The following is a 23914-nucleotide window of genomic DNA, read 5'->3' on the forward strand; positions in this document are numbered from 1 at the left end:
AGCGGTGTCAGCGGCCGTCACCTCTGTCGCTGTCCGTCTCGGCGTGCGAGGCGTACGGGCCGGGGCCCGCGTTGCGCCGCAGGTGCTGCGGGAGCGCGACCCAGATGACCAGACAGAGCGCGAGCGCGCTCGCCCCCACGGCGATGCCCGCCGGGCGGCCGAAGACCACGTCCACGACCAGCAGGAGCGCGCCGGTGAGCGACAGGCCGAGGGCGGCGAGGCCGACGCCCGCGAGGCGGGAGGAGGTGTCCACGATGGTGCGTTTGGCGCCGAGGCCGAAGAGCTGGCGGTGCATCGCGGCGGGGCCGGTGAACATCACGGTCGCGACGAGCGCGAGCAGCAGGGTGACGACGTACATCACGCGCTGGACGGTGTCGAGGTCGGGGAAGCGGGCGCTGAACGCGAGGGTGAGCAGGAAGGCGAAGAGCATCTGCACGCCGGTCTGCATGACGCGGAGTTCCTGGAGGAGTTCCGCGAAGTTGCGGTCGGCGCGTTCCATGGGGGTCTCGTCGCGCAGCGCGGACACGCCGTGGGCATGCCCGTCCGGTCTGCCGTCACGGGCGCCGGCACTGCCGCTGCCTTCACTGCTGTTTCTGCCGTCCATGGCGTCATCGTGCATGGGCCGTCTCTCCTTCTCCGGGCAGGCACGAGCGGGTGCGGGTGGATGCCAGGTGTGCCCGGCGGGGCAGAGGAACGTTTCTTCACCGCCCGGCGCGCCGGACGCCGGTGTGCGCGCGGTCCACGGCACGCACCTTCTGCTGCCCCGGCCCTCCCCGGCGAAACCGGGGCCGCGCGGGGCCGCGCCGGGGGCGCCGCCGGGCGGGTGAGGGGGCGCGCGGCCCGGTTTCGGGCGGTCGGCGCAGGGGACTCGCGGCCGTCCCCCGCCCGCCACGCCGCGCCCGCCCGGAGGACCCGTGGACCCGATCGACCTGCCGATGCCCGCCGTACGCCGCCCCGCGCCCGCGCCGGACGTGCGCGCGCTGGAGAAGGCCCTGCGGCTGCGGGTGGACGGCGACGTCAGGTTCGACAGCGGCACCCGCGCGGCATACGCCACGGACGCGTCGAACTACCGGCGTGTCCCGTACGGCGTGGTGCTGCCGCGCAGTCCCGAGGCGGCCGTGGAGACGGTGGCGGTGTGCCGGGAGTTCGACGCGCCGCTGCTGTCCCGTGGCGGCGGGACCAGCCTTGCGGGCGAGTGCTGCAACGCGGCCGTGGTCCTCGACTGGAGCCGGTACTGCAACCGCGTCCTGTCGCTCGACCCCGAAGCGCGGCGCTGCGTCGTCGAGCCCGGCATCGTCCTGGACGACCTGAACCGGCAGCTCGCCCCGTACGGCCTCCAGTACGGCCCCCGGCCCGCCACGCACGCGACCTGCACCCTCGGCGGCATGATCGGCAACAACTCCTGCGGCTCCACCGCCCAGGCGTACGGCAAGGTCGTCGACAACCTGCACCGCCTCGAAGTCCTCACCTACGACGGCCTGCGCCTGTGGGTCGGCCGCACCGCGGACGACGAGCTGGCGCGCCTCGCGGCGGGCGAGGGCCGCGAGGCGGAGATCTACCGGGGCCTCGCCGCGCTGCGCGACCGGTACGCGGACGCCGTGCGCGAGCGCTTCCCCCGCATCCCGCGGCGCGTGTCGGGCTACAACCTCGACTCACTGCTGCCCGAGCACGGCTTCGACGTCGCCGGGCTGCTGACGGGCTCGGAGTCCACGCTGGTGACGGTCCTGCGGGCCGAGCTGGAACTGGTCCCGGTGCCGGCGCACACGTCGCTCGTCGTCATGGGCTTCGCGGACATCGCGGCGGCGGCCGACCACGTTCCCGCGCTGCTGCGGCACGAGCCGCACGCGCTGGAGGGCGTGGACCACGAGCTGGTCGTCGCCGAGCGCCGCGAGCACCTGCACCCGGAGGCGCTCGCGCTGCTGCCGGGCGGCTCGGCGTACCTGATGGCGGTCCTGGCGGGTGAGTCGGAGGAGGAGACGGCCGACAAGGCGCGGGCGCTGGTCGCGGGCCTGCCGGACGGCGTGGAGCACACCTGGTACACCGACCGGCGGCACATGGACGAGCTGCTGCTGGTGCGCGAGTCCGCCCTCGGCGCCACCGCGCACGCGCCGGGGCGTCCGGACGCGTGGGAGGGCTGGGAGGACGCGGCGCTGCCGCCCGAGCGGCTCGGCGACTATCTGCGGGGCGTGGCGGCGCTGTGGGAGGAGTTCGGGTACGGGCGGCCGTCCGTCTACGGGCACTTCGGGCAGGGCTGCGTGCACAACCGCATCCCGTTCGACCTGACGTCCGAGCAGGGCATCGCGCGGATGCGGGCGTTCGTGGAACGGGCGGCCGACCTCGTCGTGGAGCTGGGCGGCTCGCTGTCGGGCGAGCACGGCGACGGGCAGTCACGCGGCGAGCTGCTGGGACGGATGTACGGGGCGGAGCTGGTCGGGGCGTTCGAGCGGCTGAAGACGCTCTTCGACCCGCGCGGGCGGATGAACCCGGGGAAGGTCGTCGTGCCGGACCCGCTGGACGCGTACCTGCGGCTCGGCGCCGACTACCGGCCGTGGGAGCCGGAGGTGGCCTTCGCGTACGCGGACGACGACGGGAACTTCAGCCACGCGGCGCTGCGCTGCGTCGGCGTGGGGCGGTGCCGGTCGTCGCGGGGCGGGGTGATGTGCCCGAGCTACCGGGCGACGCGCGAGGAGGAGCACTCGACGCGCGGCAGGGCGCGGCTGCTGTTCGAGATGGTGCGGAACGGCTCGCCCGTGGACGGCGGCTGGCGTTCGCCCGAGGTGCGGGACGCGCTCGACCTGTGCCTGGCGTGCAAGGGGTGCAAGGCGGACTGCCCGGTCGGTGTCGACATGGCGACGTACAAGGCGGAGTTCCTGCACCACCACTACGCGGGGCGGCTTCGGCCGCTGGCGCACTACTCGATGGGGTGGCTCCCGGCGGTGGCGCGGATGGCGGGGCTGGCGCCGCGTGTCGTGAACGCGCTGGCCGCCGTGCCGGTGCTGGCGCGCGTGGCGAAGGCGGCGGGTGGGATCGCGCCGGAGCGGGACATTCCGGTGTTCGCGCCGGAGCGGTTCACGGCGTGGTGGCGGGCGCGGGGCGGGGCGCGGGGGGACGGGCGGCGGGGCGAGGTGGTGGTGTGGCCGGACACGTTCACGGAGCACTTCCACCCGGCGGTGGGGCGGGCTGCGGTGGAGGTGCTGGAGGCGGCCGGGTTCCGGGTGAAGGTGCCGGAGGCGGCGGTCTGCTGCGGGCTGACGTGGATCTCCACGGGGCAGTTGGACGTGGCGCGGCGCGTGCTGGCGCGCACGGTGGACGTGCTGCGGGACGACCTGCGGCGGGGCGTACCGGTGGTGGGCCTCGAACCGAGCTGTACGGCGGTCTTCCGTTCGCAGGCGGCCGAGCTGCTGCCGGACGACCCGGACGCGCGGCTGCTGTGCGAGCGGACGCGGACGTTCGCCGAGCTGCTGGGCGAGCGTGCGGCGGACTGGCAGCCGCCTGCGGTGGACGCGCGGGCGATCGTGCAGCGGCACTGCCACCAGTACGCCGTGCTGGGCTTCGACGCGGACCGCGCGCTCCTGCGCCGGGCGGGCGTGGACGCCGACGTGCTCGACGCGGGCTGCTGCGGCCTGGCGGGCGACTTCGGCTTCGAGCGGGGGCACTACGAGGTGTCGATGGCGTGCGCGGAGGCCGGGCTGCTGCCCGCCGTGCGGGAGGCGGACGGGGAGACGCTGGTGCTGGCCGACGGGTTCAGCTGCCGGACGCAGGTCGAGCAGGCGGGTACGGGGCACGCGCCGCCGCTGCATGTCGCGGAGGTGCTGGCCGCCGCGCTGCGCGGGGAGCCGGTGGCGGCGGAGCGCCCGGCGGCGCCGGAGGTGCGGGCGCTGCTGCCGGTGGCGGCGGCGGTGGGCGCGGCGGCGGCGCTGTCGTTCGTCCTGCGCGCCACGCGCCGCCCGGCGCGCTGACGGGCGCACCGCGATTAGTACAGAAATTCGCCGTACCAGTCGCCGGTGGAAGCCGAAATGACCGGTGCACGGTCTTTGTTACGGTGCGGACTCCCTGAGCACCGAGCGGTGGAGAGGCCATGGCGCGCACGTGCCCGGAATGCGAGACCCCGGGGGCCATCTCCGTCTGCTTCTCGGCGGACGGCAACTTCCTGTTCCCCTGCGTACGCTGCGGCTGGGTCCCGGCGCTGCTGCCGGGCGGCGCCGAGATCCGCGCCAACTGCCCCTGCGCGACGCGCGGCTGCCACGGCTCGACGGCGGACGTCTTCTCGTTCGGCGGCCTGGGCGGTCTCGACGCGGTGCGGTCGGAGGCGTGCATGGCCTGCTACGGCGGACGGCACGTCGCGCGCGGCGCGCCGCCGCTGGACAGGACGCTGGTCCAGAGCCCGTTCGACCACCCGGCGTTCCTGCCGCGCCTGCTCAACTGAGGCCGCGCGGACGGCGCGCCGGGCAGCACTGGCGGCGCGCGTCCCTCCCCGCCTGCTTCGCCGCCTCGCTGTCGTACAGCAGCTCGACGGCGGAGAAGCGGGAATCCCCCGGTGGTCCGGTGGAGCCTGGTGCGCGAGGAGGTCAACGGGCGCCTGGGCTCGTGGGCGCGGGCCAGTGCCTCAAGTCGCGCCATCGCCTCCTCGCTGGCGCCGAAGACATGCTCCGGCACGGTCGCGACATCCCCCGGCCCACCCCCGCTGCTCCTCGACCATGAGCCCCCACCACATGACGACCGGCCGCTCCCCCACGCGTCCGGCGCGCTCTTCGGCCACTCCGCCCATGCTGCATCAGCGGCCCGCGAGGCACCGCGCGTCCCGCCCGCCGCCACGGCCCGTCAGGCGCTGGCCGCGCCGTCCAGGACCAGGTCGGCACCCAGGACGATCGGCGCCTCGGCCGACGCGAGCCACAGCACGGCCGCCGCTATCTCGTCCGGCTCGGCGACGCGCCCGGCGGGTACGACCGCGGCGATCCGTGCGTCGCGCTCTGCGGTCGTCTCGCCCGGCCGGAAGGACATCGGGGTGTCCACGGCACCGGGGCTGACGGCGTTGATCCGCACGTTGTCGGCCGCGTGGTCGCGGGCGGCCGCCCTGGTCAGCGTGGAGACGGCGGCCTTGGTCGCGGCGTAGGCGGCCATGCCGGGGAGGCGTGTGTGGGCGCCGATGTTGGAGGCCATGTTGACGATCGCGCCGCCGCCGCTGCGCCGCATGTGCGCTATCTCGTACTTCATGGACAGGAAGACGCCGGTCAGGTTGATGTCGACGGTCGCCGCCCACGTGTCCGGGTCCATGTCGGCCAGCGGGCCGGGGGTGGGGAAGACGCCCGCGTTGTTGAACGCGACGTGCAGGCCGCCGTGCCGCGCGGTCACCGTGTCCACCATGGCCGCCGCCTCGCGGGCCTCGGTGACGTCGGCCGCAACCCAGTCGGCGCCTGTCTCCTCCGCCGCCTCCGCGAGACGGGCCCTGTCGCGGCCCGCCAGGACGACCGTGGCGCCCTCGGCGGCGAACCGCCGCGCGGTGACCCGCCCGATGGCACCCGCCCCGCCGGTGACGAGGACGACCTTCCCCCCGAAACGCCCGTCCGTCGCGTCCGGCATCCCTGCTGTCATCACACCGCTCCATCCGTACGTTTTCTGGACCGTTCAGTCTCTCAAGCCGGGGCGCACCTCACTGCCCTGCGCGCGGATCGGCCCACACCAGGTCTCCACATCAGCTCTGGCCTGACGAGGACTGTACGCACATCTAGAACGTTCGGTCCAAAATACTCGCCACGCCTTCCGACGACCGGCCCCGGCGCCGCGTTCGGTCGGGACCATCCGCCGCGGGTTCGCCATCCCCGGCCCTCCCGCCACCAGGGCGGCCGGTCCGCCGCCGTTCGTCGCTCTGTCCATGGAAACGACGGTACGGACGCCGATGACCGCCCACTACCACCGAAAGTCCACTGCGCCACGACTTCGGTCTCGGACGAAAGTGGACACGCCCCGCCGACGCGCGGGAAGCTCCCGCCGGGCCGCGCGTCCGGCAGGGGGCAATGGGCAGTCCGCAGGCGCCGGCTGTGCGCGCAATGGCTGCCATGACCACCGAGTCCCGCCCGCCACGGCCCGACGAGAGGTCCGCGTCCGACACCACTCGTCCGACACCACTCGTCCGGCTTCTGAGCCGGCTCCCGCACGCCGGCGGCAGGTCAGACGGCGACCGACGAGGACCGGATGCGGCGGACGGCCCGCAGGACCTCGTCCCGGTTCCTCGCCCGCTTGATCCACGCCGGGAGGCGGGCCACCCGTGTCATCCGCTGTCCGGTACTCGGTGCTGCGCGGGTCCCGGAACCGCCGGGGGATACGAGGAGTGGCAAGCATGCCGGTGAGTACGCGGCCACCCCGCGGAACCCCGCGCCCCCCTTCCGGGACGGCTCGCCGGGCCGCCCCGGACCGGCCGCTGTTCCGGAACTCGCGCCGGTCCGCATGCCGCGCCTGGGCTGCGGGGATGGTGCCGGAGGGAGACCGTTGCCACGCACCAATAAGTCCGATTAGCTTCTCTTGAGCCGTACGACAGAACTTCTTCGGAGGCAGCACAACCATGGCACCACCACTGGGCGTTCAGCTCTGGACCCTCCGCGACGCACTGGCGGCCGACCGTGACGGCACTCTCGCGCGGGTCGCCGCGCTCGGGTTCACCGCCGTGGAGCCGTTCGCCCCGGCCGACGACCCCGAAGGCTTCCGCCGCGTCGCGGACGGCCTGGGGCTGACCGTGCCCGGCGCGCATGCCGTCCAGCTCGTCCAGGACGGCGACCCGGCCCCCGTCTTCGACGCCGTGGCGACGCTCGGCTCCGGCCTGGCGATCGTCCCGGCGGGCATACCGCAGGAGGACTTCACCCATCCCGACGGCATACGCCGCGCCGCCGACACGCTCAACAGCCTGGCCGACAAGGCCGCTTCGCACGACCTCACGCTCGGCTACCACAACCACTGGTGGGAGATCGAGCCGGTGATCGACGGCCGCCACGCGCTGGAGATCCTCGCCGACCACCTGGACCCGCGCGTCGTTCTTGAGGTGGACACGTACTGGGCGGTGGTCGGCGGCGCGGACGTGCCGCGTCTGCTGCGCGGCCTCGGCAGCCGCGTCCACGCGCTGCACGTGAAGGACGGGCCCGCCGTGAAGGACGAGCCGAACGTCGCGGTCGGCTCGGGCGCCATCGCCGTGCCGGAGATCCTGGCCGCCGCGCCGGACGCGTGGCGCGTCGTGGAGTTCGACGCCTGCGCCACCGACGTGTTCGACGGTCTGCGCGACAGCCGTGCGTACCTCGCGGGTCTGGGTGAGGCCGCGTGACCGGCAGCGGGCCGGTCGGCGTCGCGCTCATCGGCGCGGGCAACATCAGCGGCCAGTACCTGAAGAGTCTCTCCGGCTTCGCCGACGTCGAGGTCCTGGCGATCGCCGACATCGACCCGGCGCGGGCGGCGATCGCCGCCGAGGAGTACGGCGTGCCGGTGTCGGGCGGGGTGGACGACGCCCTGGCCGTCCCCGAGGTCGAGCTGGTCGTCAACCTGACGGTGCCCGTCGCGCACGCCGAGGTGGCGCTGGCCGCGCTGCGCGCCGGGAAGCACGTGTACGGCGAGAAGCCGCTCACCGCCACCCCGGCCGAGGGCGAGAAGGTGCTCGCCGAGGCGGCCGAACTGGGCCTGCTGGTCGGCAACGCGCCGGACACGTTCCTCGGCGCGGGCATCCAGTCGGCGCTGCGTGCGGTGCGGGCGGGGAAGATCGGCACGCCGGTGTCCGCGTGGACGGCGACCCAGAGCCTCGGCCCTGAGGGCTGGCACCCGGACCCGGCCTTCTTCTACCAGCCGGGCGGCGGGCCGCTGTTCGACATCGGGCCCTACTACCTGACGGCGCTGGTCGCGCTGTTCGGCCCGGTCACGGGCGTGGCGGCGACGGCGGCGCGGGGGCGGGCGACGCGGGTCGTCGGCTCGGGGCCGAAGGCGGGCCAGGAGTTCCCGGTGAACGTGCCGACGCACGTCAGCGCGCTGCTGGAGTTCGCGTCGGGGCCGCGCGCCAACTCGACGTTCAGCTTCGACTCGTCGGTGCCGCGCACGGTCATCGAGATCACCGGCAGCGAGGGCACGCTGTCCGTGCCCGACCCCAACAAGTTCGAGGGCCCGCTGAAGCTGCGGCCGAACGGCGCGGACGACTGGGCGGACCTCCCGGTCGAGGGGTCGTCGGCGGGGCGCGGCATCGGTGTCGTGGAGATGGCGCGGGCGCTGCGTTCCGGCGAGCCGCACCGGGCGTCGGGAACGCTGGCGCTGCATGTCCTGAAGACGATGGCGGCCATCGCGGAGTCGGCGGAGAGCGGGGAGTTCCGGCGGCCCGGTGCCCCGGCGTCGCCGCGGCTCGGCGAGCCGGTCGCGCCGGAGCCGCTGCCGCTGGACTGGGACCCGGCGGCGGCGACGCTGCTCTGACCTCCGGTCGTACGCTGGCGGGCCCGGGAACTCCCCCGGGCCCGCCCGTCGTTCAGTCCGCCGTGTCGCCGTCGCCGTCGGCGTCGTGGAAGATCCGCCGGGCGAGGTCGAACTCGTCGGGCAGCACGAGGCGTACGGCGTGCAACTCGTCGGGCCAGGCCCCGGCGGGCTGCGGCTGCCGCGGCGTGGCGTTCGGGTCCTCGCCGAGGGCGATCACCGACGCGACGCGTCCCGTGCGGCGTACGAGGTGGGCGGCGGCGTAGCCCGACACCAGGCCGAGCACGGCGGCCGTCGCCGTCCGTCTCCACGCGTGTCCCACTGTGTCCTCCGGGGTCTCGGTATGGCGGGGTCCTGGTCGTCCCCGTCGAGGTGGCGCTGCCAGCGGCGGCCGAGCAGCGTGGCCGGTCCCCGGAGCCGCCCGCCGGGGCGGGGGCGGATGGTACGGGGCGGGGGCGTGCCGGGTGCGGCGTAGAGGGGTACGCCGTGACCTTCCGCGTCAACGGGCAGGTGCGCGGTGGCGTGGGCGTGGTCGGTGACGGCGTTGTGCAGGCGCTCGACGCAGGGCCCGCAGGCGTACAGCGGCGCTTCGAGCGCGGGTGCGCCGCTGGTCACCGTGCCGACGCGGGCGACAAGGGTGACGCGGTGCCCGCACCAGAGCCAACAGGCCCCGACGAACCACTCGTTCACGTGTCACCCTGCCCGCCGTCGTCGTGCGAACCGATCACCCTGCTGACCCACAGGATCAGCAGCACGGCCCCCAGCCACAGCCCGCCGCCGACCACCGACACGAGCCCCACGACGAACCCGACGCGCCGCAACCCCCGGATCACGCGGCCGCCTCGCCTTCCACGGGATCGAGATCGATCGTGAACCAGACGCACTTGCCGTCCACTTCGGGACTGCACCCGAAGTCACGGCACATGGTCTTGAGCAGCCAGAGACCCCGCCCGGACTCGGCATCCCACTCCGGTTCCGTCACCACCGGCAGGAACACGGACCGATCCGACACCCGAACCGTCACCCGCCCGTCACGCACGACCGCCGACAGACGACAGTGCGGGTCATCGACATGCCGCAGGACATTCGCGAGCAGTTCCGACAGTCCCAGGCGTGCGACCTCGACAGCAGCCGAAGAGGCCCCCCAGGACCGAAGCACCAACACCAGCGTCCATCGCCACGTCTCGATCCCTCGGGCGTCAGCGAGTATGTCCCACACATACGCGTAGTGCTGCTTCTCGGGGGACTGGGCCGGAATCGTCATGACACCTCCAAGGGCGCTCTTCGACCTGCCCGCATCACCAAGCCGGGCACGGCAGTTGCACTCGACGGCAACCCAACGTATGGGTTCCGTGACACAACCAGCATGGCGCGAGGTAACGTCTCTAAGCAAGTCTCACGAGAATTTTCACGCTCGATCTCAGGTTCGGGTCGCCTGTAGAGTCAGCGACCGGAAGGCGGTGATCCCTTATGGCCCAACCCAACCTCCTGCGACGGAGGCTGGGACTTGCCCTACGCGACCTCAGGAAACGCGCGGGGCTCACGCTCGGCGAGGCAGCCGAGGCCATCGGGGTCTCCGTGCCGACGCTCAGCCGCGTCGAACTGGGCAAGGGGGCGATCCCCGAGGACCGGCTTGAGGCGTACCTCCAGCCCTACGAGCTACCCGAGACGAAAGCTGCGGAGATCCGTCGCCTCGCCGCCCTCGCTTCGAGCAATCGTCGGAGCACACTGCTCCACCAATCCTCGAACGCGGAGGGCGACGATTTCGCGGGCTATCTGGAGCTGGAGGAGGTTGCCACCGAGGCGGATATCTACACCGCGCAAGTGGTCCCCGGCCTGTTCCAAACAGCCGAGTACGCGCATGCGCTCATCTCCGGGGGTGTCATCTGGCACACTGCACGGCAGGTACGCAGCTTCGTCGAGCTACGCATGGAGCGACAGCAGGTCCTTCGCCGCGAAAATCCGTTGCATGTGCGGTGTGTGGTGGAAGAAGCCGCGCTTCGCCGTCCGATCGGCGATCACGACATCCTCAAACGCCAGTTGATCGCGTTGGCCGCGACGGTGGACGAACTGACAAATGTCGATTTCCGGGTCGTGCCCACTGAAGCTGGTGCCCACCCCGGCGTGGACGGCCAGTTCACAATGTTCTCGTTCGACGCGGGTGACCCCGTGGTGACCGTCGAAACGATGACCCGCATCGCCTACATGGAAGAAGATCTCGATATTGCACCGTACACCGCTGGCTTCACACGGCTCCGCAAGGTCGCCTGGTCGGCAGAACGGTCGCGTGAGTTCCTCAGCAATCTCATCACCACAGATGATGAGTAAGTCCCGCTGAGCCTGACACTTTAAGGCCGTCCTCCAAGCAGGAGCCACCCATGGCCAACCATGAGACGATACGCAAAGCAGCAGGTGACGGTCGGTTCGCGAGACTTGAGGACAGCGGATCTGGCCCTACGCATACTCAGCCAAGGATCGGAAGAAGATGATCAGCAACCTAGACCTCACCAACGCCAAGTGGGCCAAGAGCGAACTGAGCAACGGGACCAACAATTGCCTCGAAGTCGCTTTCGTCGGCGGTGTCGTGGCCCTTCGGGACTCTCAGGACGTCGGCAACCCGGAGGCAGCAGTGCTTGTCCTCTCAGAAGACGACTACCGCGCCTTCACCGGCGGAGTCCAGAACGGCCAGAGCAACCTGCTGCTTCCCTGACTTCCGTATCCCAGAAGGGTCCACACGATGCGCGCAAACGGCTCATCCTGGTTCACGAGCAGCTACAGCGCCCAGAACGGCGACTGCGTTGAGGCGCGCCGTCGTACCCATGACGGCATCGACCTCCGCGACTCGAAGGACCGCGACGGGCCCGTGGTCGTGGTCGGAGTCCGCGGGTGGGGCGCGTTCACCGTTGCCTTGCGGGATGGCTCGTTCCGAGCCCGTTGACGGTTCGGGCCCGTGGCGGTGTCACTTCTCGATGCGGGTCGCGATGCCGTCGAGGAGGAGGGCGAGGCCGGAGTCGAAGGTTTCGTCGGGGGTCGGGTGGGGGCCGTCGCGGACGACCGATTCCAGTGCGGGGAGGCGGCCCGTCGCGAAGGTCCGTTCCAGGTAGGGGCCCAGCGCCGCCTGCCACTGCTCCTTGTCGGTCCCGGTGGCCCGTTCGGCGCGGCGTTCGGCGATCTCCCGGCGCACCGCGCCGACCACGTACGCGTTGACGGCCGCCGTCGCCGGCACGATGGTGTCCACGCCGACGCCGTCCATCGCGGCCACGACGGCGTTCCCGGTGGCCAGGGTGTTCGGTCCGAGCTGCGGCCGTCCGCCGATCAGGTCGGCGAACCACTCGTGCCGGTGCGCGGCCCGGCGGGTGGCCTCGGCGAGGGAGCGCAGCGCCGCACGCCAGCCGTCGCCGGTGGGGCGGATCTCGGCGTAGACGGCGTCCACCATCAGTTCGAGCAGCTCTTCCTTGGTGGCGATGTAGCCGTACAGCCGCATCGGCCCGACCTCCAGCACGGCGGCCACCTTGCGCAGCGACACCGCCGTCAGGCCGTCCGCGTCGGCGAGGCGGATCGCCGCCCGTACAATCCGCTCGCGGCTCAGCGGGGCCGGTACCGGCCGGTCCGGCGGCTCCGGCCGCTCCCACACCAACATGCCGCTGACGATACATCGCCCGATACGGCGTACCGGGCGATGCGGTTCATGGGTGATCCGGGACGTGGGCCGTCGCGGCTTCCCGCCGCGTGGTGGAGGCGTCCGGTGCCGGGATGGCGGGGGCGGCGACGAGCCAGGCAGCCAGCAGCACGGACGCCCCGACCACGGGGATCGCGGACGCTCCGAGGTGGTCGAGGGTGAGTCCGCCGACCGCGCCGGCGGCGGCGGTGCCGAGGTAGAGGCCGGAGATGTTGAGCGAGATGGCGGTCATCGCCGCCTCGGGCGCGGCCTGGATGCTGCTCGCCTGCATGGGCGGGTTCAGCGCCCACGCGAACACCGCCCAGAGGCAGACCCCGACGGCGTAGAGCCCGACCGGCGCGCCGGCGAGCACCAGGACCGCCAGGACGGCGAGGGCGACCGCGTGCCCGCCCAGGATCGCCAGCCGTGCGCTCCGGGCTCCGCGCATGTCCGTGAGACGGCCGCCGAACAGGGCCGCGACGACGCCGACGAGTCCCACGGAGAGCAGCAGCACGGGCAGGTACCGGTCGGTGCCGAGGGTGTGTGCGGTGACGGGGCCGAGGTAGGTGTAGAACATCAGCCCGCCCGTGCCGCACAGGAAGATCGCGGTCACCATGCGGAGTAGTGCCGGGTGACGCAGTGGCCTCAGCCGCTCGGCCAGCGCGGCGGGTCCGGTGCCCGGAAGGCGGGGCATGGCCAGGAGGACGATCAGTGTGGTGACGGCGGCGGCGACGGCGATCAGCACGAACGTCGAGCGCCATCCCCAGGTGTCGGCGATCCACGTTCCCGCGGGCACGCCGGTGAACAGGGCGACGGTCAGCCCCGCGGTCACCACGGACAGGTAGGTTCCCCGCTTTCCCTCGGGAGCGCCTTCGGCCGCGGCGGCGAACGCCGTGGTCGAGACCGCCGCGGCGGACAGTCCGGCGACGATCCGCAGCACCAGCAGGGGCGTCAGCCCCGGTGCGAGCGCGCAGCCCACGTTCGCGAGGGAGAACGCGGCCAGTCCGCCGCAGAGCACGAGGCGGCGCGGGTACCGGTCGAGCCGGACGGCGAGTACGGGGGCGCCGAGGGCGAACGCGAAGGCGAAGCCTGTCACCAGTTGTCCCGCCGCGCCGGGGCTGACGTCCAGGTCGGCGGCGACGGTGTTGAGCACCCCCGCGATGACGAACTCGTCGGTGCCCAGCGCCCATGTGGCGATGAAGAGGGCCATGAGCCAGACCGGACCGCGTGACATGGTTTCCTTCCACAATTCGTTCGATGTTCGACGAACATGAATCAAGATAGCCGCTTATTCGATGTATGACGAACATCGAACAAGTAGGGTGGGGCCATGCCGCGCTCCCCGCACCCGGACGCCAGACACCCCGCCGTCGAGGACATCTCGCTCACGCGCGTGCTCTCCGCGCTGTCGGACCCGCTGAGGCTCGGGATCGTGTACCTCCTCGCGGACGGGCGGGAGCGGCAGTGGGGCGAACTCGACGCACCGGTCTCGAAGTCCACCCTGAGCCACCACATGAAGACCCTCCGCAGCGCCGGTGTCACCCGGACCCGCGACGAGGGCACCCGCTGCTACGTGCACCTGCGCGCCGACGACCTCGAAGCCCGTTTCCCCGGTCTGCTCGCCTCGCTGCTCGGCGCAGCCCCCGGGGACGCCACCCGCATCGGGCTCAAGTAGCCCTTCCGCACAAGGTTCTGATCCGCCTCGCGCGGTACGGTGACGCCGCCTGTGCCGGAACACGCGACGGAACAGGAAAAACTTCTGTACCGATCGGAATAGATGTCGGACGCCCCCGGTTGGCCACCCCAGCGGCGCACGGCGCGCCATGGCTGCCGCACAGGAGGGGCACCCGATGTCCGACACCGATCTGCGCGCGTTCTACCTGCGCTACATCGCGGCGCTGAACGCCCACGAGTCCGACCACATGGACGAGTTCATCGCCGACCGGCCCACGCTGAACGGCGAGCCGGCCACCCGGGACGACGTCATCGCCGTCCAGCGGCGCGACATCGACGCGGTCCCGGACCTGCGCTGGGAGCTGAAGGAACTCCTCCTCGACGGCGACCGCCTGGCCGCGCGCCTGGTCAACACCGGCACTCCCGCGAAGGAATGGCTCGGCGTGACGCCCACCGGCGCCTCGTTCGAGATCACCGAGTACGCCGTCCACCAGGTGCGCGACGGGCGGTTCGTGCACATGACGGCCCTGCACGACGCGGGCGCGCTGCACCGGCAGCTGACCCGCTGAACCCGCCGCAGACACACCAGCCGAGGGGACAGTCATGACCGTCACACTGATCACCGGTGCCAACAAGGGCATCGGGTACGAGACAGCCAGGCAGCTCCAGGAGCGGGGCCACACCGTCTGGATGGGCGCGCGTGACACGGAACGCGGCGCGAAGGCCGCGGCGGCGCTCGGCGCGCGGTTCGTCCAGCTCGACGTGACCGACGACGCGTCGGTCAACGCGGCGCTGGCGGCGGTCGGTTCGGCCGAGGGCCGGCTCGACGTCCTCGTGCACAACGCGGGCATCCTGGCGGCCGATGCCACCGACGGCCCCACGGCCCTGCGGGTCTTCGACACCAACGCGGTGGGGATCGTACGCGTCACCGAGGCCGCGCTCCCGCTGCTGCGCGAGTCCGCGAACCCCACCGTGGTGACCGTCTCCAGCAGCATGGGTTCGTTCTGGGCGGTCAACAACCCGGACCGGGTCGAGTACCACCTGACGCCCATGCTCTACGCCGCGTCCAAGTCGGCGGCCACCATGCTCACGGTCCAGTACGCCAAGGCTCATCCGGGCATCAGGTTCAACGCGGTCGAGCCGGGCTTCACCGCCACCGACATGACCGCGGCCATGGACGGCGGCCGCCCGCCGGAGGAGAGCGCCAGGACCGTCGTACGCCTGGCGACCCTGGGCGCGGACGGCCCGACCGGGACCCTTCAGGACGAGACCGGCCACCTGGACTGGTAGCCACGGGCCCCGATCGGCCGCGGCGGGTCAGAGGTCCGCTTCGAGCGCGCCGCCGAAGCGCGCCGCCGCGCCGGGGCGCAGGACGGACACCACGTCCGTGAACGCCTGGCGCGCCCGCGGCGGGTCGTCGTGGGCGCGCAGCGCGTCCACCATCGCGAGGACGTGGCCGCGCGTCTCGGACTGGTGCGGCACGTGCAGGGTCGTGCCGAGTTCCTCCTCGACGTCCCGCAGCACCCTGCGGCGGAACTCCGGGTCGTCCATGCCGGGCACGGCCTCGAAGGCCCTGGCCAGCCGCAGCCTGGCGGCGGCGGTCAGGCGGCGCGGTCCGGCGTACGGCGGCGGCGCGGCCCGTACGGCGGTGGGCGGCGGGAGCAGGCCGAACAGCGGGTCGTCGCCGGGCAGTTCCTTCCGCAGCGCGGCGAGCGGCGTGTACCAGCCGCCGTCCATGATGCCGCTGACCTGGCGGAACGCCTTGAGCACGCCGCAGACCGCGCCGTCGTCCTGCCGCACGACCACGCTGCCGCTGAAGCCGTCGAGCACCGCGTCGCCCGCCACCCGCACGTAGTCACCGGCGGGCCCGGACACCCGCAGCAGCAGCGCGTCCGGCTGGACACCGGGGCTGGGCGTGCGCGTCGAGTACCCCCACACCCGCACGGCCGTCCCCGGCGGCACGTCGTCCCCGGCCGCCAGCCGCGGCGCGCGGTGCTCCCCCGGCGCGCCGGGGACCGCGACGAGGGCCAGGTCGGGGTGGGCCCAGTGGGTGGCTTCGCCGCGTGCGGCCGGGAAGAGCCGCCGCCCGCCGGTCACCGCCGTACGCCCGCCCCACCGTACGAGGAGCGGGCCGCGCGCGGCGGCCACCACGTGGGCGGCCGTCAGCACGACGCCGGGGGCGAGGAAGAAACCGCAGCCGACGAGGCCTTCGTCGTCCGACAGCCACACCGCGCTGTCGCGGGCCGGGTCCGTCACGGACCGGTCGTCCCGCCCTCGGCGTTCCACGTCATCCGCACCACGAGGGCCGCCTCCCCCCCGGCCTTGGCGATCACGCTCGTCAACGCGCCGGACTCGACGGCGAGTTTGAGTCCGAACTCGATCTCGAAGGCGTCCGGGCGGCGCGGCAGGTGGTCGTGCATGGTCTCCGCCGCCCACTCGGCGATGCCGCGGATCGACTCGCGGACGGTGTCCAGCTGGTACGTCACCGCCTCGCGGACACGGGACAGCGCCTCGCGGGTGCTGACGTCCCCGCTCACGAAGTCGTCCGCCGCCCGGCCGCCGGGCAGCAGGGGCTCCGCCTCCGTCACCTCGACCTGGATCACCATGCCGTTGGCCAGTTGCACCGGTACCGTCGTCGTCACTGCGCCCTCCGCGGAACGTCGTCGCCGCCATCGTGTCCACTACCGCCCCGCATCGCCGGTCAGTCGCGGAACGGGACCCCGCCGGGGCGTTCCAGCGCCCGCCACAGCCGCATCGCCTGCTCGTCGGTGCCCACCTGTCCCTCGCACTCCCGCTGCGCCCACCGCAGGTACGCGCGCAGGGCGGAGACGTCGCCGAGGCCCGTGCCGCCCGCGGTGAGGTCGGGGTGGGCGTGGAGCACCATCAGCAGGAGGTCGGGAATCCGCTTGCGGTCGGGGCCGAGCGCGGGCTGGAAGTACGGCAGGTCGAGCGTGCGCGCGCCGTGGCGCCGGTAGAAGCGCAGCCGGGCGTCGGGGTCGCCGTGGAGTTCGTCGCCGGTGTGCCGGCCGGGGTCGGACACCTCGGCCAGCGCCAGGCGGGGGGCGTGGGCGGCGATGCACGCGTCCAGGGAGGCGCGCAGCAGCGGGCCGCCGACCGACCGGCCGCGCAGCCCGGGGCGTACGGCGAGCCAGGCGAGAAGCACGAGGTCGAACCGCGCCTCGTACTCCCACACCGCGCCGCCGAGCACCTGCCCGGACGGCGCGACGCTCGCCCACACGAGGGTGGTGCCGTCGGCGGTGACCTGGCGGAGGTCGTCGGCGTCGGACAGCTCGTCGTGGGTGAAGGCCGGTGCCAGGACTTCGGCGTAGAGCTGGTCGAACTCCGGGTCGTCGGCCGCGATCCGGCGGATGCGCGGGCCGTCCTCACCACCCGCAGGCGTCTGAGCACCCGTCATTGCCGCTGCCCCCTCGTACTGGTCCAACTGCCTTGCCCCGCGCGGCAGATCGTGTGCGGCAAGGCTTGCACACAAACCTGCCTGTCCGATAGCCGAGCGTGATATTAGTCGTATTCCCCGTACGGGGTGGCCGGTTTGCCGGTGGACGCGGCCGGGCGGGGCACCCCATGTCCGAGGAGGATGCCGCCGGTGAGACAGTTCAGCTCCGCCGAACGGGAACGGCTGGTCGCGGTCCTCGCCGGTGTGCCCGGCGCCGACTCGCTCGACTTCCGCCGCCAACTCGTCGCGCTCGCCGCCGAGTCGGTCCCCGGCCATCCGGACGTGCCGGAGAGCGCCCGGCAGCGTGACCACCTGCGGGCGATCGTCGACACCTTCCTTGCCTGCCCCGACCAGCGGGCGGCGATCGGCGCCCTGGCCGACGCGCTGCTGATCACCCGCGAGTACACGGGAGCGCACGTGCGTCTGAGGGACGAGTTCGCCGCGATCGAGGCGACACCCGTACCCGAACCGCCGCCGTCCGGCGGTGCGTCGGCGTTCCCCGGCCCCCGCCATGCGCCGCAACCCGCGCGCGACGACCGCCCGGTCTCGGCGGCGCTCGGCCGGAAGGTGACGGACCTGCTCGCCGCCGTGGACGCGGGACGCCGCCCGCGCCGGGACGTCATCGCGGACAGCGGCTGCGGCAAGTCGCTGCTGCTCCAGGAGATCAACGCCGGGCTCCAGCAGCGGCGGCACGTGGTCCTCTTCGTCACCGCGCAGGCCCTGGAGAGCGACCCGGACACGCTGGAGTTCCTGCGGTCGACCCAGGGCGCGTGCGACCGCCTCATCAGCGCGATGGCCGACGACCTCGTCAAGGCGTACGACCCGGCCGAGGACGAGCCCGCCAGGATCGACGCGGACTTCGGCCGCGAGGCGCTCGACACGCTGCGCGCGGCGCGCGGCGCCGTCCAACGGGTCTTCCTCACCGGGGACTTCGAGGAGGCGCGCGCCACGCTGCTGTACGCACTCGACCAGGCGAAGTGGCAGGTGGTCGAGGTGCTGAACGCCATCGTCCGGCGCCACCCGCTGTCCGTCCTGGTGGACGACGTGCACACCGTGGTGACCACTCCGGTCGGTGAGTGGCTCGCCGACTGCCTCAGCCTGACGGAGGCCGACACCGTCGTCTTCGCACGGCGCCCCGCGACGCGGCGGGAGGAGGAACAGGCGCGCCGCGCCGTCGGCCTGCTCGCCATGACGCCGACCCGGCTCACGGCCCTGACGCGCGACGAGACCGCAACCCACGTCGTACACGAACTGCGGCGCGCCGGGTGGCGCGAGGACACCGCCGCCGAGTGCGCCCGGATGATCTTCGGCGCGACGAACGGCCTGCCCATCGGCGTCGTCACCTGCTGCGAAATCCTGACGGCGGGCGACGTGCCCCCCGACGCGCCGCCGGAACGGGTCGGCGCCGCGCTCCTCGGCGGCGACGAGCGGTGGGACGGGCCGCAGGGCGTCGGCGCCATCCGGACGTTCATCGACTCCAGCGTGCGGCGCATGCTCGGGCGCCCGGCGGGGGCCCCGGTGGAGATCTTCGACCTGCTCGCCGTCATCCGCCGCTGCACGCCGGACCTGCTGGTCGGCGTGCTCGCCGCGACGGGGCTCGACGAGCAGGAGGCGCGGCAGGTGTACGACTGGCTGAGCGCGCGGTCGTTCGTCACCTGGTTCGACGACGACGCCGAACTCGGCTGGCGGCTGCACGACTTCCTGCGCGAGAACGTCGAAGCGCGCCTGCGGCAGGACACGTTGCGCTACGAGGAGCTGCACCGGCCCGTAGAGGCGTACTACCGGGAGCTGATCAACCTCGACCTGGACGAGGACCGCGACACCGACTCGCCCTACATCGTCGGCGCCCGCTACGAGGACCCGGTGTGGCAGCGCAACTCGGAGGAGTGGATGCACCATGCCGCGATGCTCAGCGCGCGGCACTTCGCGCCGACGCGGCTGGCCCTGATCCGCCTGTTCTTCGAGGCCTTCTGGTGGTGGGACACGGAGATCTCGTCGGTGTACTCCGAGCGGCTGCTCGCCTCGTTCCACACCCTGCTCGACCAGCTCGACGGGACGCCCGACCGGGCGTGGGTGACGTGCCTGGAGGACTTCCGCGAGAACTACGTGCCGGGCCAGATGTCGATGGAGGGCGAGGTGCCGCGTGACCGCTGGCGGGCGGCGGACCGCGCGCTCGCCAGACTCGGCCGCATGCTGGACCTCCAGCGGGACCAGGTCCCCGACGACGACCCGCTGCGCCGCATCCACATCCTCGTCTGCTGCCTGCGGGGCGACACCGCCTGGTACCGCACCGCCCGCCGCGCGGCCGACCGGGACGCGGCGCTCGCCTGGCTGCGGGCGGCGGAGGTGGCGTGCGTACGGGAGGCGGAGCTGTGGATCGGCAACTGGGCCGTCTGGATGCAGGCGTACCTGTGGCTGGCCGTCGAGCCCGACACGGAACGCGCGGCGGCGCTCCTGCCGGGCCTCGCGGAGCGGATCGACGAGCAGCAGGACAACGAGCTGCGCGTCAAACTCACGCAGACGCTGGGCGACATCGCCTGGTACGAGGGGCGCAAGGCGCTCGCCTTCGACATCTGGGCGCGGTCGGTGCTGTACGGGCTGGTGTACAACGTCGAGCAGGAGGTGCCGGACCAGGCGCCGAGCGAGTACAGCCAGTCCTTCTACCGCGGTCTGTGTGCCCATCTCCGGCGGCGGCTCGCCCTCGCCGAGGCGGAGGGCGAGGCGGACCTGGCACGGGCGGCGGCGGCACGGGTCCGCGCGTACTTCGCCCCGTACTGGGAGGAGCTGGGCCGTGAGCCGGCGCCCGGCGACCCGCTCGGCCTCCCCCCGGGCCCGCGGGACGAGGACCTGGGCAAGGTCGCCACGGACTTCGCCGAGGACGTGACGTGGGCGCTGGAGAACATGCGCGACCGCGGCGAACCCCTGGACAGCCCACTGGACGTGCGGCTCTGACGCGCCCGGCACGGCGCCGTGGTCCTCACCGTGCTGCCGAACCGGCGCGGGACGCGCGGTGGCCGGTGCGGGCTCCGCCCACCACCAGGACGGTGAGGAGAGTGAGTCCGCCGCCGATCCAGAGCACGCTGGTGGTGGCGAGGTGATCGACGGCCAGGCCGCCGAGCAGGGCGCCGAGCGCGATGGACAGGTTGAACATCGACACGTAGAGCGACGAGGCGGCCTCGGTCGCGTCGGGGGCCGCGCGGAGGATCCAGGTCTGGAAGGTGACCGGGACGGCTCCGTAGCCCAGACCCCACAGGACCAGGACGGCCCCGGCGGTGACGGCGTCGGTCTCGGTCACCGCGAGCAGCGTCATGGCCGTGCTGAGGGCGAGGGCGATGCCGAGCACGGTCTGCCGCGGCCATGCGGCGACCAGGGTACTGGCGATGAAGTTGCCGCAGATCCCCGCGATCCCGAAGGTCAGCAGCAGCGCGCCGACCATGCCGTGGTCGATGTGGTGGCCCAGCAGGACCGGGCGGACGAAGGTGTAGGCGACGAAGTGTCCCGTGATGACCAGGAAGGTCATGGCGATGCCGGTCCTGACCGCGCTGTTCGACCGGAACACCGTGGGCAGCTCGGCGAACGTGAGGGTCTCCCGGGGCTCGACCTTCGGCATCAGGAAGAGCATGCACGCCAGCGAGACCAGGCCGAGGACGCCGACGGCCGCGAAGGCGGTGCGCCAGCCGCCGAAGTCGCCCATCAGGGTTCCGGCGGGCACGCCGAGGACGGACGCGGTCTCCACTCCGCCGAAGATCACGGCCGTGGCGCGGCCGACGTGCCGTTCGGGGACCAGGCGCAGGGCGATGGCGCCCGCCAGGGACCAGAAGCCGCCCACGCTGACGCCGATCAGGAAGCGTGCGACGAGGACGACGGCGAAGCTGGTCGCGAAGGCGGAGGCCAGGTTCGCGGCGCCGACGATGCCGATGAGGACGGCCAGGACCAGGCGGCGGTCGATCCTGCCGGTGGCCACGGTGACCAGCGACGCCGAGACCGCGGCGACGAGGCCGGGGACGGTCACCATGAGCCCCGCCGTGCCCTCGGACACGTCCAGGTCGGAGCCGATGGGAGTGAGGAGGCCGACCGGCAGCAGCTCGGACGTCATCAGGGCGAAGATGCCCAGCGTCACGGCGAGGACGGCGAGCCATCCCCTGACGGCGGAACGGCCGGTGTCGGCGGACGCGGGCGGCGAGGGGGCGGGGGCGGGGGCGGTCACGGCGGAAACCCTTCAATCGTGCACATGTTCGAGTCTGGGGCGGGGAACGGGCGGCGGTCGCGCAGGGGGCGACCGCCGCCCGTGGGGTGGTCGGCTCAGGCGGCCCGCCAGGCTGTGTCGTCCGGATCGTGGCGGATCGGTCCGCGTCGTCGGACGCCGTGCATCGCGAGGCACCGGATCGCCACGCGTACCGGGCGTACCCGGGCGACGCGGTGACGCGGCGAGGCGCCGTGACCGGCGGCGCGCGCCAGGAAAGATCCGAACGACACGGATCAGGCCGTGCCGGGGGTCTTGCGCGTGGTGACGTTCATCCGGTTCCACGCGTTGACGGTGAGGATCAGCGCGATGAGCTGGGCGAGTTCCTTCTCCTCGAAGTGCTTCCCCGCCTCCGCCCAGACGGCGTCGCTCACTCCCGCGGGCAGCAGCGTGACCGCCTCGGTCAGAGCGAGGGCGGCGCGTTCCCTGGCCGTGTAGAGGCTGGACTCCTCCCAGGCACTGAGCTGGTGGACACGCTCCTCGCTCTCGCCGCCCTTGCGGGCGTCGGCGACGTGGAAGTCGATGCAGTAGGCGCACTTGTTGATCTGGGAGGCCCGGATCTGGACGAGTTCGAGAAGGACCGGGTCGATGCCGTCGCGCGCGGCGGCGTCGAGGGCCAGGACGGCCTTGAAGACCTTTGGGGCGACCTGGGAGAAGTTCATGCGCTGGGGAACCTGGAATGTGGTCATGCCTCGACCCTAGGAGCGGAAACGCCCCCCGGTATGGTGCATTTCGATGAGTGATTCCTGGGTCAATTCGCCGGAGGCGGCGACGGGCGGCGCCGACTTCCACCTCGTGCTGCGAGGGCCTGGGGGTGTCCGCGCTCAGCTCATGCGCGCGCTGCGGGAGGCCATCGGTTCGGGCCGGCTGGCTCCCGGCACCCGGCTGCCTCCGTACCGGACGCTCGCCGCCGACCTCGGGATCGCCCGCAACACCGTCGGTGACGCGTACGCGGAGCTCGTCGAGGAGGGGTGGCTGACCGCACGGCAGGGCTCGGGAACGCGCGTCGCGCCGCGTGCGGAACCGCTGGGGAAGGGCCGGTCGCGCGCGCCCGTCCGGCAGACGCGGCGGCGGCCCGCCCTGGACCTGATGCCCAGTTCCCCCGACGCCTCCGCGTTCCCGCGCACCGCCTGGACGGCCTCCGCCCGCCGCGCCATGGGAGTTGCGCCCCACGATGCCTTCGGCGTCGGGGACCCGCAGGGCCGGATCGAGCTGCGGCGGGCCCTCGCCGAGTACCTGGCACGGGCACGCGGCGTGCGCACCGCGCCCGACCGGCTCGTCATCTGCTCCGGCTTCGCCCACGGCCTGCGGCTGCTGAGCTCCTTGCTGCGCGGCGCGGTCGCCGTGGAGGCGTACGGGCTGGCGTTCCACCGGGACGTCGTCACCGGGGCGGACCTGCGCACGCTGCCGTTGACCGTGGACGGGCGGGGCGCGCGGATCGAGGAGCTGCCGGCCACCCGGGCGGGAGCCGTCCTCCTCACCCCCGCCCACCAGTTCCCCACCGGAGGACCGCTGCACCACGAACGGCGCGCGGCGGTCGTCAACTGGGCCCGGTCGACGGGCGGGCTGGTCGTCGAGGACGACTACGACGGCGAGTTCCGTTACGACCGCGAACCGGTCGGTGCCGTCCAGGGACTCGACCCGGAACGTGTCGTGTACATCGGTTCCGTCAGCAAGAGCCTGTCCCCGGCCATGCGGCTGGGGTGGATGGCGCTGCCCGGGTGGCTCGTCGACGACGTGCTCGCCGCCAAGGGGGAACGGGAGCTGTGGTCGGGGGTCGTCGAACAGCTCACGCTCGCCGACTTCCTCGCCTGCGGGTCCTACGACCGCCACCTGCGCCGGATGCGCCGCGTCTACCGGCGCCGCCGTGACCAGCTGGCCGCCACGCTGGCCCGGCGGGCCCCGCACATCCGGGTGAGCGGGGTGGCGGCGGGGCTGCACGCCGTCCTCGAACTCCCGCCCGGCACCGAGCGGACCGCTCTGCGCGCCGCCCGCCGCCAGGGCCTCGCCCTCGACGGCCTGGCGAACTACCGCCACCCCGACAGCACGATGCCCGTCCACGACGGCCTGGTCATCGGCTTCGGCACCCCGCCGGAGCACGCCTTCGCCAACGCGCTGGAAGCACTGTGCCTCGCACTGCCGGACGCTCCGGCCGGCTCACCCGACGCCGGCCCGTACGCATGACACGACGGGAGACCGGACCCACGCGGCGGGACACCACTCGCCTCCGGCACCGCCGGGCAGCCCTCAGCCCCGATCCCCGGCCGGCCAGGAACGGCGCCGGCCCGTCCGTCCCGCGTGGGCGGCGCCTCACCGTCGCGCGCTCGGCCCTGACGCCACGGGAGAACGGCGCGCTGCCTCCTCAGAGGTCCCGGCCGTCGCGTTCACGAGGGTGTGACGGAACGTGCCGTCGTCCTCCGCCGTACGGTGCGCGTCGGCGGTTTCCCGGGTCCAC

24 protein-coding genes are annotated in these 23914 nt (G+C 73.0%); 12 read left to right on the top strand and 12 right to left on the bottom strand.

Going from position 1 to position 23914, the window contains the following annotated elements; all coding sequences use genetic code 11:
* Positions 1 to 7 precede the first annotated feature (7 nt).
* Positions 8 to 619, bottom strand: coding sequence for a DUF6328 family protein (locus ACL02R_RS00825; RefSeq protein ID WP_412794833.1), 612 nt, complete (start codon positions 617 to 619; stop codon positions 8 to 10).
* A gap of 295 nt (positions 620 to 914) precedes the next feature.
* On the opposite strand from ACL02R_RS00825, the gene ACL02R_RS00830 reads away from it, so the two are divergent.
* On the top strand, positions 915 to 3959 hold the full coding sequence (locus tag ACL02R_RS00830; RefSeq protein ID WP_412794834.1) for an FAD-binding and (Fe-S)-binding domain-containing protein: 3045 nt from the start codon (positions 915 to 917) through the stop codon (positions 3957 to 3959).
* 119 nt (positions 3960 to 4078) lie between these two features.
* Complete coding sequence (locus ACL02R_RS00835; RefSeq protein ID WP_362962437.1) at positions 4079 to 4426, top strand: hypothetical protein; 348 nt, start codon at positions 4079 to 4081, stop codon at positions 4424 to 4426.
* A gap of 395 nt (positions 4427 to 4821) precedes the next feature.
* Here ACL02R_RS00835 and ACL02R_RS00840 read toward each other — a convergent pair whose 3' ends face one another.
* Positions 4822 to 5592, bottom strand: a complete 771-nt coding sequence (locus ACL02R_RS00840; protein ID WP_412794835.1) for an SDR family NAD(P)-dependent oxidoreductase — start codon at positions 5590 to 5592, stop codon at positions 4822 to 4824.
* Positions 5593 to 6559: 967 nt separating this feature from the next.
* Here ACL02R_RS00840 and ACL02R_RS00845 point away from each other — a divergent pair.
* On the top strand, positions 6560 to 7309 hold the full coding sequence (locus ACL02R_RS00845) for a sugar phosphate isomerase/epimerase family protein (protein ID WP_412794836.1): 750 nt from the start codon (positions 6560 to 6562) through the stop codon (positions 7307 to 7309).
* Positions 7306 to 8433 (top strand): Gfo/Idh/MocA family protein, encoded by a 1128-nt coding sequence (locus ACL02R_RS00850; RefSeq protein WP_412794837.1) that lies wholly within the window; start codon positions 7306 to 7308, stop codon positions 8431 to 8433. Before ACL02R_RS00845 ends, ACL02R_RS00850 begins: the two co-directional genes overlap by 4 nt.
* Before the next feature lie 52 nt (positions 8434 to 8485).
* On the opposite strand, the gene ACL02R_RS00855 is transcribed toward ACL02R_RS00850, so the two are convergent.
* The 3 genes from ACL02R_RS00855 to ACL02R_RS00865 all read right to left on the bottom strand — a co-directional run bounded on the left by ACL02R_RS00855 (position 8486) and on the right by ACL02R_RS00865 (position 9694).
* A complete protein-coding gene (locus ACL02R_RS00855; RefSeq protein WP_412794838.1) occupies positions 8486 to 8752 on the bottom strand; it encodes a hypothetical protein in 267 nt (88 codons plus the stop codon).
* Positions 8753 to 9116: 364 nt separating this feature from the next.
* Entirely contained in the window at positions 9117 to 9263 is a 147-nt protein-coding gene (locus tag ACL02R_RS00860) for a hypothetical protein (RefSeq protein WP_412794839.1), read from the bottom strand.
* On the bottom strand, positions 9260 to 9694 hold the full coding sequence (locus ACL02R_RS00865; protein WP_412794840.1) for an ATP-binding protein: 435 nt from the start codon (positions 9692 to 9694) through the stop codon (positions 9260 to 9262). The genes ACL02R_RS00860 and ACL02R_RS00865 overlap by 4 nt, the downstream gene beginning before the upstream one ends.
* 206 nt (positions 9695 to 9900) lie before the next feature.
* On the opposite strand from ACL02R_RS00865, the gene ACL02R_RS00870 reads away from it, so the two are divergent.
* The 3 genes from ACL02R_RS00870 to ACL02R_RS00880 all read left to right on the top strand — a co-directional run bounded on the left by ACL02R_RS00870 (position 9901) and on the right by ACL02R_RS00880 (position 11368).
* Positions 9901 to 10758, top strand: coding sequence for a helix-turn-helix domain-containing protein (locus tag ACL02R_RS00870; RefSeq protein ID WP_412794841.1), 858 nt, complete (start codon positions 9901 to 9903; stop codon positions 10756 to 10758).
* A gap of 157 nt (positions 10759 to 10915) precedes the next feature.
* Positions 10916 to 11140 carry a DUF397 domain-containing protein gene (locus tag ACL02R_RS00875; protein WP_412794842.1) on the top strand — a complete coding sequence of 75 codons (225 nt, stop codon included), beginning with the start codon at positions 10916 to 10918 and terminating at the stop codon, positions 11138 to 11140.
* Positions 11141 to 11167: 27 nt separating this feature from the next.
* Positions 11168 to 11368 carry a DUF397 domain-containing protein gene (locus ACL02R_RS00880; RefSeq protein WP_412794843.1) on the top strand — a complete coding sequence of 67 codons (201 nt, stop codon included), beginning with the start codon at positions 11168 to 11170 and terminating at the stop codon, positions 11366 to 11368.
* A 21-nt stretch (positions 11369 to 11389) separates the two neighbouring features.
* Here the strand turns inward: ACL02R_RS00880 and ACL02R_RS00885 are convergent, their stop codons facing one another.
* Both ACL02R_RS00885 and ACL02R_RS00890 read right to left on the bottom strand, forming a co-directional pair.
* On the bottom strand, positions 11390 to 12070 hold the full coding sequence (locus ACL02R_RS00885; RefSeq protein ID WP_412794844.1) for a TetR/AcrR family transcriptional regulator: 681 nt from the start codon (positions 12068 to 12070) through the stop codon (positions 11390 to 11392).
* Between the two features lie 46 nt (positions 12071 to 12116).
* Positions 12117 to 13322: an MFS transporter gene (locus ACL02R_RS00890; RefSeq protein ID WP_412794845.1), complete on the bottom strand. Its 1206-nt coding sequence runs from the start codon at positions 13320 to 13322 to the stop codon at positions 12117 to 12119.
* 96 nt (positions 13323 to 13418) lie between these two features.
* Between ACL02R_RS00890 and ACL02R_RS00895 the strand changes: the two genes are divergently transcribed.
* From ACL02R_RS00895 to ACL02R_RS00905, 3 genes are all read left to right on the top strand, one after another.
* The gene (locus ACL02R_RS00895; protein ID WP_412794846.1) at positions 13419 to 13763 is read left to right on the top strand and encodes an ArsR/SmtB family transcription factor; all 345 of its coding nucleotides are present in this window, start codon (positions 13419 to 13421) and stop codon (positions 13761 to 13763) included.
* Positions 13764 to 13938: 175 nt separating this feature from the next.
* A complete protein-coding gene (locus ACL02R_RS00900; protein WP_412794847.1) occupies positions 13939 to 14331 on the top strand; it encodes an ester cyclase in 393 nt (130 codons plus the stop codon).
* A gap of 34 nt (positions 14332 to 14365) precedes the next feature.
* Positions 14366 to 15052 (top strand): SDR family NAD(P)-dependent oxidoreductase, encoded by a 687-nt coding sequence (locus tag ACL02R_RS00905; protein ID WP_412794848.1) that lies wholly within the window; start codon positions 14366 to 14368, stop codon positions 15050 to 15052.
* A gap of 27 nt (positions 15053 to 15079) precedes the next feature.
* Here ACL02R_RS00905 and ACL02R_RS00910 read toward each other — a convergent pair whose 3' ends face one another.
* Genes ACL02R_RS00910 through ACL02R_RS00920 form a run of 3 tightly spaced genes read right to left on the bottom strand, consistent with a single transcriptional unit; the run spans position 15080 to position 17177 of the window.
* Positions 15080 to 16018 carry an effector-associated domain 2-containing protein gene (locus tag ACL02R_RS00910; protein ID WP_412794849.1) on the bottom strand — a complete coding sequence of 313 codons (939 nt, stop codon included), beginning with the start codon at positions 16016 to 16018 and terminating at the stop codon, positions 15080 to 15082.
* Positions 16015 to 16404 carry a CU044_2847 family protein gene (locus tag ACL02R_RS00915; protein WP_412794850.1) on the bottom strand — a complete coding sequence of 130 codons (390 nt, stop codon included), beginning with the start codon at positions 16402 to 16404 and terminating at the stop codon, positions 16015 to 16017. The genes ACL02R_RS00910 and ACL02R_RS00915 overlap by 4 nt, the downstream gene beginning before the upstream one ends.
* 59 nt (positions 16405 to 16463) lie before the next feature.
* Positions 16464 to 17177 (bottom strand): GNAT family N-acetyltransferase, encoded by a 714-nt coding sequence (locus tag ACL02R_RS00920; RefSeq protein WP_412794851.1) that lies wholly within the window; start codon positions 17175 to 17177, stop codon positions 16464 to 16466.
* A gap of 189 nt (positions 17178 to 17366) precedes the next feature.
* On the opposite strand from ACL02R_RS00920, the gene ACL02R_RS00925 reads away from it, so the two are divergent.
* Positions 17367 to 20168: a hypothetical protein gene (locus ACL02R_RS00925; RefSeq protein WP_412794852.1), complete on the top strand. Its 2802-nt coding sequence runs from the start codon at positions 17367 to 17369 to the stop codon at positions 20166 to 20168.
* A 25-nt stretch (positions 20169 to 20193) separates the two neighbouring features.
* Here the strand turns inward: ACL02R_RS00925 and ACL02R_RS00930 are convergent, their stop codons facing one another.
* On the bottom strand, positions 20194 to 21423 hold the full coding sequence (locus ACL02R_RS00930) for an MFS transporter (RefSeq protein WP_412794853.1): 1230 nt from the start codon (positions 21421 to 21423) through the stop codon (positions 20194 to 20196).
* Between the two features lie 272 nt (positions 21424 to 21695).
* On the bottom strand, positions 21696 to 22148 hold the full coding sequence (locus ACL02R_RS00935; protein ID WP_412794854.1) for a carboxymuconolactone decarboxylase family protein: 453 nt from the start codon (positions 22146 to 22148) through the stop codon (positions 21696 to 21698).
* A gap of 46 nt (positions 22149 to 22194) precedes the next feature.
* On the opposite strand from ACL02R_RS00935, the gene ACL02R_RS00940 reads away from it, so the two are divergent.
* Complete coding sequence (locus ACL02R_RS00940; protein WP_412794855.1) at positions 22195 to 23643, top strand: PLP-dependent aminotransferase family protein; 1449 nt, start codon at positions 22195 to 22197, stop codon at positions 23641 to 23643.
* The last annotated feature ends 271 nt before the right edge of the window (positions 23644 to 23914 follow it).

The sequence above is a fragment of the Streptomyces sp. MS19 genome (assembly GCF_047200595.1).
Taxonomy (GTDB): domain Bacteria; phylum Actinomycetota; class Actinomycetes; order Streptomycetales; family Streptomycetaceae; genus Streptomyces.